The organism is Streptomyces sp. NPDC003248 (assembly GCF_055563235.1).
Map to the genome: position 1 here is coordinate 537,098 of NZ_JBVHDT010000002.1, position 16,936 is coordinate 554,033.

Annotated in this window: 16 protein-coding genes; 12 read left to right on the forward strand and 4 right to left on the reverse strand. The window is 73.3% G+C overall.

Features of this window, described 5'->3' with window-relative positions; translation table 11 throughout:
• Positions 1–440 precede the first annotated feature (440 nt).
• On the reverse strand, positions 441–1,454 hold the full coding sequence (locus tag ACZ3KJ_RS07755; RefSeq protein ID WP_467525428.1) for a helix-turn-helix transcriptional regulator: 1,014 nt from the start codon (positions 1,452–1,454) through the stop codon (positions 441–443).
• Between the two features lie 104 nt (positions 1,455–1,558).
• Here ACZ3KJ_RS07755 and ACZ3KJ_RS07760 point away from each other — a divergent pair, with 104 nt between their 5' ends.
• Both ACZ3KJ_RS07760 and ACZ3KJ_RS07765 read left to right on the forward strand, forming a co-directional pair.
• Complete coding sequence (locus ACZ3KJ_RS07760; RefSeq protein WP_467525430.1) at positions 1,559–1,744, forward strand: hypothetical protein; 186 nt, start codon at positions 1,559–1,561, stop codon at positions 1,742–1,744.
• 5 nt (positions 1,745–1,749) lie between these two features.
• Positions 1,750–2,088, forward strand: coding sequence for a hypothetical protein (locus ACZ3KJ_RS07765; RefSeq protein ID WP_467525432.1), 339 nt, complete (start codon positions 1,750–1,752; stop codon positions 2,086–2,088).
• Between the two features lie 257 nt (positions 2,089–2,345).
• Here the strand turns inward: ACZ3KJ_RS07765 and ACZ3KJ_RS07770 are convergent, their stop codons facing one another.
• Positions 2,346–2,759 carry a pyridoxamine 5'-phosphate oxidase family protein gene (locus tag ACZ3KJ_RS07770; protein ID WP_467525434.1) on the reverse strand — a complete coding sequence of 138 codons (414 nt, stop codon included), beginning with the start codon at positions 2,757–2,759 and terminating at the stop codon, positions 2,346–2,348.
• Between the two features lie 116 nt (positions 2,760–2,875).
• On the opposite strand from ACZ3KJ_RS07770, the gene clpB reads away from it, so the two are divergent.
• Both clpB and ACZ3KJ_RS07780 read left to right on the forward strand, forming a co-directional pair.
• The gene (clpB, locus tag ACZ3KJ_RS07775; RefSeq protein ID WP_467525436.1) at positions 2,876–5,485 is read left to right on the forward strand and encodes an ATP-dependent chaperone ClpB; all 2,610 of its coding nucleotides are present in this window, start codon (positions 2,876–2,878) and stop codon (positions 5,483–5,485) included.
• A gap of 205 nt (positions 5,486–5,690) precedes the next feature.
• Positions 5,691–6,224, forward strand: coding sequence for a type III secretion system chaperone family protein (locus ACZ3KJ_RS07780; protein WP_467525437.1), 534 nt, complete (start codon positions 5,691–5,693; stop codon positions 6,222–6,224).
• 146 nt (positions 6,225–6,370) lie between these two features.
• Here ACZ3KJ_RS07780 and ACZ3KJ_RS07785 read toward each other — a convergent pair whose 3' ends face one another.
• Together ACZ3KJ_RS07785 and ACZ3KJ_RS07790 are read right to left on the reverse strand one after the other, a co-directional pair.
• Complete coding sequence (locus tag ACZ3KJ_RS07785) at positions 6,371–7,039, reverse strand: DUF4232 domain-containing protein (protein ID WP_467525439.1); 669 nt, start codon at positions 7,037–7,039, stop codon at positions 6,371–6,373.
• 218 nt (positions 7,040–7,257) lie between these two features.
• Positions 7,258–8,454, reverse strand: a complete 1,197-nt coding sequence (locus tag ACZ3KJ_RS07790) for a pyridoxal phosphate-dependent aminotransferase (RefSeq protein WP_467525440.1) — start codon at positions 8,452–8,454, stop codon at positions 7,258–7,260.
• 140 nt (positions 8,455–8,594) lie between these two features.
• Between ACZ3KJ_RS07790 and ACZ3KJ_RS07795 the strand changes: the two genes are divergently transcribed.
• From ACZ3KJ_RS07795 to ACZ3KJ_RS07830, 8 genes are all read left to right on the forward strand, one after another.
• Positions 8,595–8,981, forward strand: a complete 387-nt coding sequence (locus ACZ3KJ_RS07795; RefSeq protein ID WP_467525442.1) for a hypothetical protein — start codon at positions 8,595–8,597, stop codon at positions 8,979–8,981.
• A 374-nt stretch (positions 8,982–9,355) separates the two neighbouring features.
• Positions 9,356–9,913, forward strand: coding sequence for a DUF2617 family protein (locus tag ACZ3KJ_RS07800; RefSeq protein WP_467525444.1), 558 nt, complete (start codon positions 9,356–9,358; stop codon positions 9,911–9,913).
• Positions 9,914–10,108: 195 nt separating this feature from the next.
• Complete coding sequence (locus ACZ3KJ_RS07805) at positions 10,109–11,698, forward strand: polyamine aminopropyltransferase (RefSeq protein WP_467525446.1); 1,590 nt, start codon at positions 10,109–10,111, stop codon at positions 11,696–11,698.
• Positions 11,699–11,847: 149 nt separating this feature from the next.
• The gene (locus tag ACZ3KJ_RS07810) at positions 11,848–12,798 is read left to right on the forward strand and encodes an SRPBCC domain-containing protein (RefSeq protein ID WP_467525447.1); all 951 of its coding nucleotides are present in this window, start codon (positions 11,848–11,850) and stop codon (positions 12,796–12,798) included.
• A gap of 38 nt (positions 12,799–12,836) precedes the next feature.
• Complete coding sequence (locus ACZ3KJ_RS07815; protein ID WP_467525448.1) at positions 12,837–13,643, forward strand: aldose epimerase family protein; 807 nt, start codon at positions 12,837–12,839, stop codon at positions 13,641–13,643.
• 30 nt (positions 13,644–13,673) lie between these two features.
• Entirely contained in the window at positions 13,674–14,222 is a 549-nt protein-coding gene (gene pyrE, locus ACZ3KJ_RS07820) for an orotate phosphoribosyltransferase (RefSeq protein WP_467525450.1), read from the forward strand.
• Between the two features lie 145 nt (positions 14,223–14,367).
• Positions 14,368–15,399 (forward strand): class II fructose-bisphosphate aldolase, encoded by a 1,032-nt coding sequence (gene fbaA, locus ACZ3KJ_RS07825; RefSeq protein ID WP_389519296.1) that lies wholly within the window; start codon positions 14,368–14,370, stop codon positions 15,397–15,399.
• A gap of 67 nt (positions 15,400–15,466) precedes the next feature.
• Positions 15,467–16,915 carry an MFS transporter gene (locus ACZ3KJ_RS07830; RefSeq protein WP_467525452.1) on the forward strand — a complete coding sequence of 483 codons (1,449 nt, stop codon included), beginning with the start codon at positions 15,467–15,469 and terminating at the stop codon, positions 16,913–16,915.
• The last annotated feature ends 21 nt before the right edge of the window (positions 16,916–16,936 follow it).

A 16,936-nucleotide genomic window follows, 5' to 3' on the forward strand; every position in this document is an offset into this window, starting at 1 on the left:
TGCTCCCGGTTCGGCGTGCGGGGTGGTGGCGGGGGTGGCGCGGCCGGCCCGGCGCCGGCCGGGCTGGTCGGGCTGGTGGGAGCACCGTGGGCTGGTGGGGGTTGGTGGGGAGCGCCGTGGGCTGGTGGTGGGGGCTGGTGGGGCTGGTGGGGCTGTGGGGGGGGCGATGGGCTGGTGGGGCCGGTGGGACCGCCAGGGCCGGCGGGTCCCGTGCGACGGGTAGGGCGATGCTGCCCGGGCGGGTGGTGCGGGATGCCCGGAGGGGTCGTGCGGGATGCCCGGAGGGGTCGTGCGGGTCGGCCGGAGAGGGGCGGGTGGGACGGGCCGGAGGGGTCGTGCGGGTCGGCCTGAGGGGTCGTGAGGGACGGCCCGGAGGGGTGGGGCGGGATGCCCGGAGGGGTGGGGCGGGCAGGCCGGTCCGGGCGTCCCGGCGGGGTGGGTCAGTGCTCCCGGTCGAGGATGCCCGACTGGGCGATGAGGAAGCCGAGCTGGGCGCGGCTGCCGCTGCCCAGGGCGGTGGCGAGCTTGGCGATGTGGGCGCGGCAGGTGCGGACGTTCATCCCCAGCCTGCGGGCGATGGCTTCGTCGACGTGCCCCTCGACGAGGAGCTTGGCGATGGAGTGCTGGATGTCGGTGATGCCGTCCGGGTCGGTCTCGTACGGTGTGCCGGCCCTGAGGGGCACCGCGCGGCCCCACATGAACTCGAAGACCTTGGTGAGGTAGCTGACGAGGCCGGGGTGCCGCAGTTCGAGGGCGACCTGCCGGTCGTCGCGGATGGGGATGAAGGCGACGGCCTCGTCGCAGATGATCAGGCGCTCGACGAGTTCGTCGATGGTGCGGTACTCGACCTTGCCGTCGGTGAACTGGTCGACGTAGGCCAGCCGGTCGGGGCTGTAGCGGGCCGTGTGCTGGTAGAGGGTGCGGATGCGCACGCCGCGCTCGATCAGCGGCCTGTCGCGCTCCAGGGCCTCCAGGAGCCGGTTCTCGGGGCTGCGGCGGCCGCTGGGCTGCACGGTGAGCATCTCGGTGCGGCACTGCGAGGTGGCGAGGTCGAGCGCGGCGTTGATCCGGTCGAGGCCCTCCAGCACGGTGATCGAGTGGGTGGGGGCGGTCTCCTGGGCGCTGAGGGCCATGAAGGGTTCGAAGACGTCGGTGAGCGCGATCGACAGCCGCCGGCTCTCGGTGATCTCGCGTTCCAGGGGGTGCAGCCGCTGGGCCAGGGCGATGGACGGGGGGACCGGCCGCAGCCAGTTGGCGTCGTCGGGGTCGGGGTGGAGGAGGGCGAACTCCATCAGGCAGGGAGCGGGTTCGACGTCGGCACGGAGGATGCGGCCGGTGCGCAGGGCGTTCGCGTAGAGACGGCTTCCTTCCTCACACAGCTCGGTCACCGCATGGGGATGTGCCGCCTTAGTCCCATTTGTTGCCAAATCTCCACCCCCCAGGGTCCTGAACATGCAGGAACATGATGCACCGATCGTGTGGCCATGACGTGCCTGAATGAGCCATCGTCTTACTCGACGGGGGAAGAGGGGACCTTCAAGTGAGGACGAAGCCGACTATGCGTAAGAGAATGCTTCGCTCGGTGCTTGTCGCCGCCTTCTCCGCCGTTGTGGCCGTCGGAACGCTGGTCGGCCTCACCGAAGCGAAGAGCGACGCGCACAAGACGGGTGGTGCTCAGACCGTGATCGCCGCGGTCGCCAGCGAGGACACGCAGGTCGTCCCCCTTGACAGCAGGTGGGACTGATCACGATGACCACGCCGCCTGACGATCGTTCGTTCCGCCGCGAGATGGCCACCGCCTACCGCTCCGGCTGGCACTTCATCGACCTGGTCACCGCCATCCCCCACAGCGGCGACTCGTTGATGGTGACCGTGTTCGGGGAGCCGGTGGTCGTGACGCGGGACGACGACGACGACGTACGGGCCTTCCGGTGCCTGCGGCGGCCCCGGGGCGCGCCGCAGCCCGTCCGGTGTGCCATCCGGTACGGAATGATCTTCGTGAACCTCGATCAGCGTGACCACCAGCTGGCGGAGCCGGTGAGTCCCGCCGCCCCCAGCACCATCTCAGCCACCCCCCGCAGTGCCTGACGCGATTCCCCCGTCGTAACAGATCGCCTCAGGTGCTTCCCCCCGCAGCGGCGTCACCGTGACCTGAACACGGTGACGCCGCTGCAGTTTTGCGGTGACATGTCGGGTGCGGAATCCTCGCGCGGTGTCCGAAAAGCGGTGGGTGTGGAACTGGTCACCCCCGGTGCCGACCGGACGGTCGGCCCGTTTCTCCGTCCGCTCCGGCCTCTCCGCTCTCCCCGTCCGCTCCGCCCGCCCCTCGGCCCTCTCCGCCCGCCTCAGCCCCGGCCCATGGCCCCGCTCAGTTCGATCTCGATCACCACGCGGGTGGGATTGGGGCGCGGGGCGTGCCCGTAGCGCTCGGCGTAGCGGCGCTCGGCCTCGGCGACGCGTTCCGGGTCCGCGTGGACGGAGGCCCGGCCCTCCAGGGTGGCCCAGCGGCGGCCGTCCACCTGGCAGACCGCGACCCGGGCCCCCTCGGGGCCGGCGGCCCGGACGTTGGCCGCCTTGGTGCTGGCTCCGTCGGTGATGACGCGAGCGACGCGGGCCTCGGGATCGTAGGTGACACCGACCGGAACCACGTGCGGGGAACCGTCCGGGCGTGGTGTGGTCAGGGTGCACAGATGGCGTTCACGCCAGAAGGCGAGGTACGCGGCGTCGGGAGCGCCCGGGTTCTGCGGGTATGCGGCCATGGTGCGGAACTTAGTCGCCGCGGAACTCCCCACCACTGCCTTGAGTGGAATAGACTCAACTTTGTGTACGTTGTGCGAGTCAGTGTGACGGCTGACGCAAGGAGGAGACAGCGAACGTGGACGCCGAGCTGACCAACCGGAGCCGGGACGCCATCCAGACGGCCGGCAACCGGGCCGTGTCCGAGGGACACCCCGACCTCACCCCAGGCCATCTGCTCCTCGCGCTGCTCCAGGGGCAGGACAACGAGAACATCGTCGATCTGCTCGCCGCCGTCGACGCCGACCAGGCGGCCGTGCGGGCCGGCGCCGAGAAGGTGATCGGCGCGCTGCCCAGCGTGACCGGGTCCACCGTCGCGCCCCCGCAGCCCAACCGCGAGCTGCTCGCCGTGATCGCGGACGCGCAGGCGCGGGCCCGGGAGCTGGGCGACGAGTACCTGTCGACCGAGCACCTGCTCATCGGGATCGCCGCCAAGGGCGGGCAGGCCGGTGACGTGCTCGCCCGGCAGGGCGCCACCGCCAAGAAGCTGCTCGACGCCTTCCGCAAGGCACGCGGCGGACGCCGGGTGACCTCCGCCGACCCGGAGGGGCAGTACAAGGCGCTGGAGAAGTTCGGCACCGACTTCACCGCCGCCGCGCGGGAGGGCAAGCTCGACCCCGTCATCGGACGGGACACCGAGATCCGCCGCGTCGTGCAGGTGCTGTCCCGGCGCACCAAGAACAACCCCGTCCTCATCGGCGAGCCCGGCGTCGGCAAGACCGCCGTCGTGGAGGGGCTCGCCCAGCGGATCGTCAAGGGCGACGTGCCCGAGTCCCTCAAGGACAAGCGGCTCGTCGCGCTGGACCTGGGCGCGATGGTCGCCGGCGCGAAGTACCGCGGTGAGTTCGAGGAGCGGCTGAAGACCGTCCTCGCCGAGATCAAGGACTCCGACGGGCAGATCATCACCTTCATCGACGAACTGCACACCGTCGTGGGCGCGGGCGCCGGCGGGGACTCCGCCATGGACGCCGGCAACATGCTCAAGCCCATGCTCGCCCGCGGTGAGCTGCGCATGGTCGGCGCGACCACGCTGGACGAGTACCGGGAGCGGATCGAGAAGGACCCCGCCCTGGAGCGGCGCTTCCAGCAGGTGCTGGTCGCCGAGCCGACCGTCGAGGACACCATCGCCATCCTGCGCGGGCTCAAGGGGCGGTACGAGGCCCACCACAAGGTGCAGATCGCGGACAGCGCGCTGGTCGCCGCCGCGACCCTCTCCGACCGGTACATCACCTCCCGCTTCCTGCCCGACAAGGCCATCGACCTCGTCGACGAGGCCGCCTCCCGGCTGCGCATGGAGATCGACTCGTCCCCCGTCGAGATCGACGAACTCCAGCGCGCCGTCGACCGGCTGAAGATGGAGGAGCTGGCCCTCGGCAGGGAGACCGACCCCGCCTCCCGCGAGCGGCTGGAGAAGCTGCGCCGCGACCTCGCCGACAAGGAGGAGGAGCTGCGCGGCCTCACCGCCCGCTGGGAGAAGGAGAAGCAGTCCCTCAACCGGGTCGGCGAGCTGAAGGAGAAGCTCGACGAACTCCGCGGCCAGGCCGAACGCGCCCAGCGCGACGGCGACTTCGACTCCGCCAGCAAGCTGCTGTACGGCGAGATCCCGGCCGTCGAGCGCGACCTGGAGGCCGCGTCCGAGGCCGAGGAGGAGGCCGCGAAGGACACCATGGTCAAGGAGGAGGTCGGCTCCGACGACATCGCCGACGTCGTCGCCTCCTGGACCGGCATCCCGGCCGGCCGGCTCCTGGAGGGCGAGACGCAGAAGCTGCTGCGCATGGAGGAGGAGCTGGGCCGGCGGCTCATCGGCCAGGGCGAGGCCGTCCGCGCGGTGAGCGACGCCGTACGCCGGTCCCGCGCCGGCATCGCCGACCCCGACCGCCCCACCGGTTCCTTCCTCTTCCTCGGCCCGACCGGCGTCGGCAAGACCGAGCTCGCCAAGGCGCTCGCCGACTTCCTCTTCGACGACGAGCGGGCGATGGTCCGCATCGACATGTCGGAGTACGGCGAGAAGCACAGCGTCGCCCGGCTCGTCGGCGCACCCCCCGGGTACGTCGGCTACGAGGAGGGCGGCCAGCTCACCGAGGCCGTCCGCCGCCGCCCGTACAGCGTCGTCCTGCTGGACGAGGTGGAGAAGGCGCACCCCGAGGTCTTCGACGTCCTGCTCCAGGTGCTCGACGACGGCCGTCTCACCGACGGGCAGGGGCGCACGGTCGACTTCCGCAACACCATCCTGGTGCTGACGTCCAACCTGGGCAGCCAGTACCTGGTCGACCCGGTGTCGACGGAGGAGGAGAAGAAGGAGCAGGTCCTGGAGGTCGTCCGGGCCTCCTTCAAGCCGGAGTTCCTCAACCGGCTCGACGACCTGGTCGTCTTCTCCGCCCTGAGCAAGGACGAGCTGGGCCGGATCGCCCGCCTCCAGATCGACCGCCTGGCCCGGCGGCTGTCCGAGCGGCGCCTCACCCTGGAGGTCACCGACGCGGCCCTGGCCTGGCTCGCCGACGAGGGCAACGACCCGGCCTACGGCGCCCGCCCCCTGCGCCGCCTCGTCCAGACCGCCATCGGCGACCGCCTCGCCAAGGAGATCCTGGCGGGCGAGGTCAAGGACGGCGACACGGTCCGGGTGGACGCCTTCGGCGACGGACTCCTCGTGGGCCCCGCCACGGCGGAGCCGGCGGCCGAGACGCTCTGACGGCGGCCGGGCGCACGACACGGGCTCCGCACCGCCGCGGCGGTGCGGAGCCCCGGGTATCCGGGGCGGACCCGTGCGCCCCGCCGCCCGGGGACGGCCGGGCGGCCGGATCCCGTCAGCCCGTGGCATACACGCCGGGCCGGGGTTGCCATCCCCCGCCCCCTCTGGGGGAGGATGGCGGGATCCGTACGAAGGGAAAATCACGGTGAGCATCGACCCGTCCTCGATTCCGAACTTCGGGGGCCAGCCCGAGCCGCAGCCCCAGGGACCGGCGGGCCCCGTCGTTCCGGATCAGGACCTCGTGAAGCAGCTCCTCGACCAGATGGAGCTGAAGTACGTCGTCGACGACGAGGGTGACCTCGCGGCGCCGTGGGAGGAATTCCGTACGTACTTCATGTTCCGCGGCGAGGGCGACCAGGCGGTCTACTCGGTGCGTACGTTCTACGACCGCCCCCACAAGATCGACGACAAGCCGCAGCTGCTGGAGTCCGTCGACGACTGGAACCGCCGCACCCTGTGGCCCAAGGTCTACACCCACACCCACGACGACGGCACCGTCCGCCTCATCGGCGAGGCGCAGATGCTGATCGGCGCCGGGGTCAACATCGAGCTCTTCGTCTCCTCGACGGTGAGCTGGGTCCGCGCCGCCATCGAGTTCGACAAGTGGCTCGTGGAGCAGCTGGGCCTGGAGAAGGAGGTCAACGACGCGGACGCGCCCGACGAGGGCGACGACGCGTGACGCCTCGCGACACGGCGTGAGGCCCGGCGGCGACGGCGTACCGGCGCGTACGACCGGACATGCCCCGTCCGCACGACAGAGCCCGGCCCGGGCCGCGACCATCACGGTCGCGGCGGGGCCGGGCTCTCGCCGTCGTCAGGAGGTCGTCAGGAGGTGAAGGGCACGGCGTCCTGCTGGGCGGTGTGCCAGTTGGTGACGAGCGGCTCGTCCACGAGGACGGTGCCGATCTCCAGGGACTCCGGGTTGGGGTCGTCGGCCGCCGCGGAGACGATGACCGTGGTGTATTCGACGCCCTCGTCCCCGCTGGTGCTCTTGGGGCTGAGACCGGCGTAGGCCGTCGTGTCGCCGGAGAGGGTGAGCTCGTCCCCGGCGACCTGCTCGGCGGCGGCGGCCTCCGTGCCGCCGGAGCCGAAGGCCACCACGGGGAGACCGCCGGGCAGCACACAGGTGATGCCCTCCTTGGCCTTCACGCTGATCAGGAAGTAGCCGCCCGCCTGGCTCATCTCCGTGGCGCTCCAGGTCAGGTCGTTGGTGCCGCAGGACTGGCCGTAGCCGGTCTTGTCCCCGGCCTCGTCGGAGGCGTCGGTGCCGGTGCCGGACGAGCCGCCGGACGTCGCGGAGGAGCCGCTGCCGCTCGTTCCCGAGCCCGAGGCACCCGGCGTGGCGGATCCCGACGCGGCGGTCCCGGACGCGGTGGACTCCGCCGAGGCGGCGGGGGACGTCGCGGTGGCGTCGCCCTCGCAGGCGGTCATCAGCAGACCGGCCGAGACGGCGGCGGTCACGACGAGAGCGGTGCGCAGACGGCGGCTGTTCATGGGAGGTCCTTTCGGGGCAGCTCGCGCGCTGCCGTACGGCAGCCCGGTCGGCTGCTCGTTTCTCTCTTCCGATCAGGACGACGAGGGGGGACGGGCGCGGGTTCGGCGCCGTCGTCCACCAGTGACGGCTGTCACGCGGCTGTGACACTCCCGACCGCCGGGGCGCGTCCTTCCGGCCACCCCGGACCCAAAGGTGACCGGAAACACGCGCCCAGGCCCTAGCCCGCCAACGCCTTCAGGCGCCGCACCGCCTCCTCCAGCACGTGCGTCTGCTTGCAGAAGGCGAACCGCACGAACGGCGCGCCCGCCTCGCGGTGGTCGTAGAACACGGCGTTCGGGACGGCCACCACGCCCGCCCGCTCCGGCAGCGCCCGGCAGAACGCGACGCCGTCGCTCTCGCCGAGGGGCCGGATGTCCGCGGTGACGAAGTACGTGCCGGCCGGCCGGAACACCGCGAAGCCCGCGTCCGCCAGCCCGGCCGACAGCAGGTCCCGCTTGGCCAGCAGGTCCGCGCGGAAGGAATCGAAGTAGCCGTCGGGCAGGGCGAGCGCCTCGGCGACCGCGTACTGGAACGGGCCGGACGCCACGTACGTCAGGAACTGCTTGGCCGACCGCACCGCCGTCACCAGCGCGGGCGCCCCCGTCACCCAGCCGACCTTCCAGCCGGTGAACGAGAAGGTCTTGCCGGCGCTGCCGATGGTGACCGTCCGCTCCCGCATCCCCGGCAGGGACGCCAGCGGCACGTGCTCCGCCCCGTCGAAGACCAGGTGCTCGTACACCTCGTCGGTGACGACCAGCAGGTCCCGCTCCACCGCCAGGTCCGCGATCGCGGTCAGCTCCGCGCGGCTGAGGACCGTGCCGGTCGGGTTGTGCGGGGTGTTGACCAGCAGCAGCCGGGTGCGGTCGGTGACCGCGTCGCGCAGCCCGTCCAGGTCGAGCCGGAACCGGGCCCCCTCGGGGTCCGGCCGCAGCGTCACCGGCACGCGCGTCCCGCCCGCCATCGCGATGCAGGCCGCGTAGGAGTCGTAGTACGGCTCCAGGGCGACCACCTCGTCGCCCGGCTCCAGCAGCGCCAGCAGGGACGCCGCGATCGCCTCCGTGGCACCCGCGGTGACCAGCACCTCCGTGTCCGGGTCGAAGGTCAGGCCGTAGCGGCGGCGCTGGTGCTCCGCGACCGCCGTCCGCAGCTCGGGGACGCCCGGCCCCGGCGGGTACTGGTTGCCGCGCCCGTCCCGCAGCGCCCGTACGGCGGCCTCCCGGATCTCCTCCGGGCCGTCCGTGTCGGGGAAGCCCTGCCCCAGGTTGATGGCTCCGGTCCGCACCGCCAGGGCGGACATCTCGGCGAAGATCGTCGTCCCGAAAGCGGCGAGGCGGCGGTTGAGGAAGGGGCGTGCGGTGGAGGTCATAAGGGTCATCCTGCGTCGAAGCTCTGGACTTCCTCAAGTGTGCTTTGGCCGGTGAGAGGGGCGGGCATCCCCCGATCACGCACCGCTCGACCGGTGCGCGAGGCGCCCACGGGGGGCCGCTTCGGGGGACAGGGAAGGAGGGTGACGCCATGGTCATCGGCATCATCCTGGCGGTGCTCGGAATCGCTGTCGTGGTGGCCGGCGTGTGCGCGATCGTCGACCTCGCGCGCCCCCGCCGCACCGCGCGGTCCGCGCGGAGGGGCCGCGCCGGCCGCTCGCGCGGCTCCGCCGGCTCGCGCGGGTCCGGCGGCAACCACAGCGCGGACAGCGCGAGCAGCTGGTGGGTGCTCGGCGGTGACATCGGAGCGTCCTCGTCCTCGGGGAGCGACTCCGGTGACTCCGGCGGGCGTTCGGGCGGGCACTCCGGCCACTCCGGTGGCCACGGCGGCGGGCACTCCTGCGGCGGCGGATCGTCCTGCGGAGGCGGTTCGTCCTGCGGAGGCGGGGGCGGCGGATGCGGTGGCGGAGGCGGCTGACACGGGGCAGCCGAGCTCCCCGCGGGGGAGCCGCATCCGGACCGCGGGGCGCCCCCGGACAGGGCGCCCCGCGGCCTGTCCGGTCCGGCGGCGGGGCGCGTGGAGGTGCACGTGAGCCGCACGGCGTACGCCGTGGTGGAACAGTTGAGCTGAGGAGCCCTCTGAGGGATGGAAACGTCACGAAGTTGGGTAAAAACGCTGTGGCGGCGCCACCGTTCATGATTCCCTCTAAGTCACCAACGCAGCCCCTCGGACCCCTCGGACGTCCCGCGCGGACGCCCTCCCCGGACCGGGCCGACCGGGGCCGATCCCCCGGTGTCGGCCGGGGCGCGCGGGACCCTTCCCTCTCCTTTGCGTTCTAGCGGAGCCGAGTCATGCTCACGACCCTGAACACCTCCTACACCGACACGTGCGCGGCCGACCTCGCCTGGGCCCTGGGGCGTGAACCGCTGCCCGCCCTGGCCACCCTCGACCTCGAACTGTCCGGAGCCAAGCTCCAGTTGCGGCTGCTCGGCGCGTCGCACCAGGTGCTGCTGGAGGAGGAACGGGGGTCGTGCTCCGAGACGGTCGCGTGCATCCCCGGCAGCAGCACCCCGCTCCCGCTCGGCGTGGCCAAGCGGCTGGGCGAGTGGGAGTACGAGTTCGCCGCCCGCGTCGAGGTCCTCACGCCCGGCCAGTTCGCCGCACGCGCCCAGGAGTTGCTGGCCCTCGTCGCCGAGCACCCGCACGGTCTCGCCGGTGTCTTCCCCGGCAGCCCCCACGCCTTCACCGCCCTCCTCGCCCAGCGCCACGAGGGGCATGTGCACTGGCGCACGTGGCACGCGTACCCGCAGGACGGGCAGTTGGTGGCGACCAGGACGAGAGTGGGCGTCCGCCGGGCGCCGGCCGGCCGGCCCGGGACCTCCGCGGGGGCCCTCTCCCGGGGAGCGTGAGGCCGGGGCGCCCGGGCGGACACGGCGGGGGCGGATGCGGCGGGGCCCGGAGCCACCGGCGGAGCGGCGACCGCCGTGCCGGTCCCTGACCCGGCGACCACCGTGGCGGCCCTAAACCCGCGGCGGGCCGGACATCCCGGGTTCCACACGTGTGGGTGACGTTGCGTACCGCACCCGTGACGTAACGTCGCAGTCGTGATCGAGCCGCACGCCCCCGCCCCGCCCGGAGCCCCACCCCCCTGGCGCGGCCCCGCGCGGCTCCCCGTCCGGCCGGACACCGGACGGTTCCTGGTCCTCGCGTGCGTCTTCGTCTGCGCGGCCTGCGGTCTGGTGTACGAACTCGAACTGGTCGCCCTGGCCTCCTACTTGATGGGCGACTCGGTCACCCAGGCCTCCGTCGTGCTGTCCGTGATGGTCTTCGCGATGGGCATCGGCTCCCTCGCCGCCAAGCGGCTGCGCCCCCTCGCCGCGGCCGGTTTCGCCGCCGTCGAGGTCACCCTCGCCCTGGTCGGCGGATGCAGCGCGCCCGCGCTGTACGCGGTGTTCGCCTGGACGGGCGACTGGGGCGGCCTGTGGGAGAACGGCCCCCGGATCCTGCTGGTCGCCTTCTCCCTCGCCATCGGCCTGCTGATCGGCGCCGAGGTCCCGCTGCTGATGGAGCTGATCCAGCGCATCCGCCGCCAGGACGCGGGCGGCGCCGTCGCCGACCTGTTCGCCGCGGACTACGTCGGCGCGCTCGTCGGAGGGCTGGCCTTCCCCTTCCTGCTGCTGCCGTTCCTCGGCCAGCTGACCAGCTCCCTGCTGACCGGGGCGGTCAACGTCGTCGCCGGCGGCGCCCTGGTGCTGGGCCTGTTCCGGCGCGACCTCACCGTCCGGACCCGCTGGCTGCTGCTGACCGCCACCGTCGGCGTGCTCGGCGTCCTCGGCTCCGCCGCCGTCCTCGTCGACGACTTCGAACACGCCGCCCGCCACGCCCTCTACGGCGACGACGTCCGCGTCGCCGTGGACACGGGCGTCCAGGAGGTCGTCCTCACCGGCGGCACCCGGGGCCGCCCCCTCGGCCTCTACCTCGACGGCCGGCTCCGCGTCGACGGCCGGGACGAGCGCCGCTACCACCGGTCCCTGGTCCACCCCGCGATGGACGGCCCGCACGCCCGCGTGCTGATCCTCGGCGGCGGCGACGGCCTGGCCGCCCGCGAGGTGCTCACCCACCCCGGCGTCCACCGCGTCGACGTCGTCGAGCTCGACCCGGGCCTGATCCGCCTGGCCCGCACCGACCCGCCCCTGTCCCGCCTCAACGGCCACGCCTACGCCGACCCGCGCGTCCACGTCACCGTCGGCGACGCCTTCCGCCGCCTGCGCGACACCCCGGCCGCCCGCTACGACGTGGTGGTCGCCGACCTCCCCGACCCCGGCATCACGGCCAGCACCAAGCTGTACTCCCAGGAGTTCTACGGCCTGGCCCGCCGCGTCCTGCGCCCCGGCGGCCGCCTCGTCGTCCACGCCGGGCCGGTCGCCTCCCGCCGCCGCGTCTTCTGGACGGTCGAGACGACCCTGCGCGCGGCGGGCCTGCACACCACCCCCTACCGGGTCGACAGCCGTGACACCGGCGTCACCACCGGCCCCGACCGCACCGAGGACACCTCCCGCGCCCCCCGCGACTGGGGCTTCGTCCTGGCCGGCACCGCGGCCCCACCGCCGTTGCGCCCGCACCACGACGAGCGGCCGCCGGGGCGGCCGGTACCGGGCGTGCGCGCCTCCACGCTGGTGCACCCGCGGTACTGACGGCGGACGCGGGCACGGCGGGGAGCGGGAGGGTATGTGCGGCGGGTGCGCCGGCGGGGGCGGGAGGGTACGCGAGGCGGGCGCGGGGGCGGTGCGAATCATGGTTTCAGCGGGTGCTTTTCCGCACGCCGTGGGTAGGCTCCGCTTCCATGGAGCATGAGGTGTTCGTTCCGGTTCCCGTCGAGCGGTTGCGGGCGGCCCTCGCCGATCCCGCGCAGGTGGCCCGGGCGGTCCCCGGACTCCAGCAGGACGCCGGGAGCGAGCCCGTCGCGGGCCGGCTGAAGGTGCGCGTCGGCGGCCACACGATCACCTACCGGGGCACCCTGCGCGTCACCGCCCGGGAGGACGGCACCCACGCCGTGGAGGGCGACGCGAGCGAGGCGCGCGGCACGGGCACGGTCGAGTTCGCGCTCACCGTGCGGCTCGGGGCGTCCGAGGACGGCACCACGCTCGGCTTCCAGGGCACCGCCTCCGCGGACGGCCGGATCGCCCAGGAGCCCGGCGAGGCGGTGGACGGCGCGGTCGTACGCCTGCTGAACCGCTTCGCGGAGAACCTGGGAGCCGGTGCCGGAGCCGCAGCCGAGGCTACGGACGCCGGGGCCGCGCCCGAGCCCGAGCGGCCGCTCCCCGCCGACGAGTCCCTGGCCGTCCCCGACACCGGCATCCCCCGATCGGACCTGGCCGACGACATCGACGGCGGGGCCGATGCCGTGGACGACGGCGGCGACCTGGACGACACCGAAGACAGCGACGGCACCGACGGCATCAGCGACCTGGACGACATCGACGGACTCGACGACATCGACGGCCTCGGCGAAGAGGACGAAGCCGACGAGGTGGACGAAGCCGACGAGGTGGACGGTCTGGGCGGCCTCCCCCCCTCCTCCGAACCCCCCGCCGAGGCCGCGCACGCCCGCCGGACGATGATCGGGCGCAGTGCCGAGGAGGTCGACCACGCCCCGCCCCGCGGCCGGTACGCGCCCGTCCCGGCCGCGCAGACCGTCACCCCGAACAGCACCCTGCGCTGGGCGGGCCCGGCCGCCGCGCTGGTGGTGGCGTCGGCGATCGTGGTCGGCAGGGCGCTGCGCCGCCGCCGGTGAGGCCGACGCACGGTTGATCGTCTCGATAGGGTCGTCCCGTGAGCGACGAAGACATCACGCTGACCGCGGGTGACGCGGAGGTGACCGTGCAGCCCGGCAACGGCGGACGGGTCGGAGGGCTGCGCGTCGGCGGTGCGGAACTGCTGCGGCAGGGGGAGCGCTTCGGTTGCTTCCCGATGGTGCCCTGGTGCGGGCGGATCCGGGACGGCCGGTTCCGGGACGGCGCGACCGTCCACCAGATGCCGCTCAACTCCCCGCCGCACGCCATCCACGGCACCGTCCGCGACGGCGCCTGGCGGGTCGCCCGCAGGTCGGCCGACGAGGCGGTCCTGACGTACGACCTGGTGGAGCCCTGGCCCTACCCCGGGCGGGTCACCCAGGTGGTCGCGCTCGCCGAGGACGCGCTGACGCTGACCATGGCGGTGGAGACGTACGGCTCGTCGTTCCCGGCGCAGATCGGCTGGCATCCCTGGTTCAACCGCACCCTCGACGGCGCGGACGGCGCGGACGGCGAGCGGGTGCGGGTCGACTTCGCCCCGGCCTGGCAGGAGGAGCGCGGCGACGACCACCTGCCGACCGGCCGCCGGATCGACCCCGAGCCGGGCCCCTGGGACGACTGCTTCGGCATGCCGGACGGCGTCCACGTCACCCTCACCTGGCCGGAGCGGCTCCGGCTGGAGGTGACCAGCCCGGAGCGGTGGGTCGTCGTCTACGACGAGCAGGAGGCCGCCGTGTGCGTGGAGCCGCAGACCGGCCCGCCCGACGGCCTGAACACCCACCCGCGCCTGGTGACGCCGCTGGAGCCGCTGGAGGCCACCACCACCTGGCGCTGGACCCGTCTCTGAGCCGGCCGTACGCGGCTCTAAGCTGGCCGTATGAGTGACGTACGTGGCGCGCTGCTGGAGCAGATCAAGGACAAGGCCGTGGTGCACGGCAAGGTGACCCTGTCGTCGGGCCTGGAGGCCGACTACTACGTCGACCTGCGCCGCATCACCCTCGACGGGGTGGCCGCCCCGCTGGTCGGCGAGGTGCTGCTGGACCTGACCGCCGAGCTGGAGTTCGACGCCGTGGGCGGGCTGACCATGGGCGCCGACCCGGTCGCCGCGGCCATGCTGCACGCCGCCGCGGCGCGCGGCCGCCGGCTGGACGCCTTCGTGGTGCGCAAGGCGGCCAAGGCGCACGGGCTCCAGCGGCGCGTGGAGGGGCCGGACATCGAGGGCCGCCGGGTCCTGGTGGTGGAGGACACCTCCACCACCGGCGGTTCGCCGCTGGCCGCCGTGGAGGCCGTGCGCGAGGCGGGTGCCGAGGTCGTGGCCGTCGCGACCATCGTGGACCGGGCGACCGGTGCCGCCGAGAAGATCCAGGAGGGCGCGGGGGTGCCGTACCTGTTCGCCTTCTCGAAGGATGAACTGGGTCTGGACTGACGACCGACTTCGACCTGGACTTGACCGGCGCGTGGACCGACCGCGCATGTCTGGAAAGATGGGCACGACGATGACGTCGCACCCAAGGTCTAGGTCAGGGCCGTAAGCAGCTGAACGCCAACCCGCACACCCAAGGAGCGGACGAATGCCCATCGCAACCCCCGAGGTCTACACCGAGATGCTCGACCGGGCGAAGGCAGGCAAGTTCGCCTACCCGGCCATCAACGTCACCTCGACCCAGACCCTGCACGCGGCTCTGCGCGGCTTCGCGGAGGCGGAGAGCGACGGCATCATCCAGATCTCGACCGGCGGCGCCGAGTTCCTGGGCGGCCAGTACAGCAAGGACATGGTGACGGGCGCGGTCGCCCTCGCCGAGTTCGCGCACATCGTCGCCGAGAAGTACCCGGTCACGGTCGCCCTGCACACCGACCACTGCCCGAAGGACAAGCTCGACGGGTACGTGCGTCCGCTGCTGGAGATCTCCCGCAAGCGCGTCGAGGCCGGTCTCGGCCCGCTGTTCCAGTCCCACATGTGGGACGGCTCCGCCGAGACCCTGGCCGACAACCTGGCCATCGGGCAGGAGCTGCTGGAGAAGGCCCGCGCCGCGAAGATCATCCTCGAGGTCGAGATCACCCCGACCGGTGGCGAGGAGGACGGCGTCTCGCACGAGATCAACGACTCCCTGTACACCACGGTCGAGGACGCGATCCGCACGGCGGAGGCGCTCGGCCTCGGGGAGAAGGGCCGCTACCTGCTCGCCGCGTCCTTCGGCAACGTCCACGGCGTGTACAAGCCGGGCAACGTCGTCCTCCGTCCCGACCTGCTGAAGGAGCTGAACGAGGGCGTCGCCGCCAAGTTCGGGCAGCCGGCCGGCTCGCAGCCGTTCGACTTCGTCTTCCACGGCGGCTCCGGTTCCACGGAGGAGGAGATCGCGACCGCGCTGGAGAACGGCGTCGTCAAGATGAACATCGACACGGACACCCAGTACGCCTTCACCCGTCCGGTCGCCGACCACATCCTCAAGAACTACGACGGCGTCCTCAAGGTCGACGGCGAGGTCGGCTCCAAGAAGACCTACGACCCGCGGACCTGGGGCAAGCTGGCCGAGGCCGGCATGGCCGCCCGGGTCGTCGAGGCGACGCAGAACCTGCGGTCGGCCGGTACGAAGATCAAGTAGGTCCTCGTACGGCTGATGGCGGACGAGCCCGGTGCCCCGGCACCGGGCTCGCTGTATACCTGGGGCCATGCCCGACGTCCGGCTGGCCTCGCCCCAGGGCACGTGGATCCTGCTCACCACGGTCCTCGGCTCCAGCATGGCCATGCTGGACTCGACCGTCGTCAACGTCGCCCTGCCGAGCATCGGCCGTGACCTCGACGCCGACCTGGCCGCCCTCCAGTGGACGGTCACCGCGTACATGGTCACGCTGGCCGGTCTGATCCTGCCGGCCGGCTCGCTCGGCGACCGCGCCGGCCGCCGGAAGGTGTTCGTGGCCGGCGTGGTGTGGTTCGCCGCCGCCTCCCTCCTGTGCGGTCTCGCGCCGAACGCGGCCGTCCTGGTCGCGGCACGGGCGTTGCAGGGCGTCGGCGGCGCCCTCCTCACCCCCGGCTCGCTCGCCCTCATCCAGGCCTCCTTCCACCCCGACGACCGGGGGCGGGCCGTCGGCCTGTGGTCCGGCTTCGGGGGCGTCGGGGCGGCCGTGGGGCCGTTCCTGGGCGGCTGGCTGGTGGACGGGCCCGGCTGGCGGTGGGTCTTCTGGCTGAACGTCCCCCTGGCCCTGCTGTGCGTCCCGGTGGCCCTGCGCCACGTCCCCGAGTCGCGCGGCCGGCGCGCCCACGGCCGTTTCGACGTGCCCGGCGCCGTCCTGGCCGCGCTGTCGCTCGGGCTGGTGACGTACGCGCTGATCGAGGCGGGCACGGGGACGCCGGCCGTCGCCGTCGCGGCGGTGGCCGGGGTCGCCGCCGGGGCGGCCTTCGTCCGGGTCGAACGGCGCGGCGCGGACCCGATGCTGCCGCTGGACGTCTTCGCCTCCCGCCGGTTCACGGCGGTCAACCTGGTCACCCTGTGCGTGTACGCGGCCTTCGGCGGGTTCTTCTTCCTCTCCGCGCTCCAGCTCCAGACCGTGGCCGGCTACTCCGCCGTCGGCGCCGGTACGGCACTGCTGCCGACGACCGCGCTGATGCTGCTGCTGTCGGCGCGCTCCGGCGCGCTCGCCGACCGGATCGGCCCGCGCATCCCGCTCACCGCGGGGCCGCTGCTGTGCGCCGCGGGCATGCTGCTGATGCTCCGGGTGGGCCCCGGCGCCTCCTACGCGGTGGACGTCCTGCCCGCCGTGCTGGTCCTCGGCCTCGGCATGGTCACCCTGGTCGCCCCGCTCACGGCGACCGTCCTGGCCTCGGTGGACGACAGCCGCGCGGGTCTGGCCAGCGGCGTCAACAACGCGGCCGCCCGCGCGGCCGGCCTGGTCGCCGTGGCCGCGCTGCCCCTGCTCACGGGGATGGGCCCGGAGGCGTACCGCTCCGCGGAGGCCTTCGAGGGGGCGTTCCGGCGGGCGATGGCGGTGTGTGCGGCCGTGCTCGTGGTGGGCGCCGGGGTGGCGTTCGCGACGGTGCGGCGGCCGGGGCCGGACTGCCGGCGGCCGGAGTGCCGGTGTCACGGCAGCGTGACGGCACCGCCGTTGGAGGCGGGGCGGTGAGCCGATCGGCCAGACTGGACC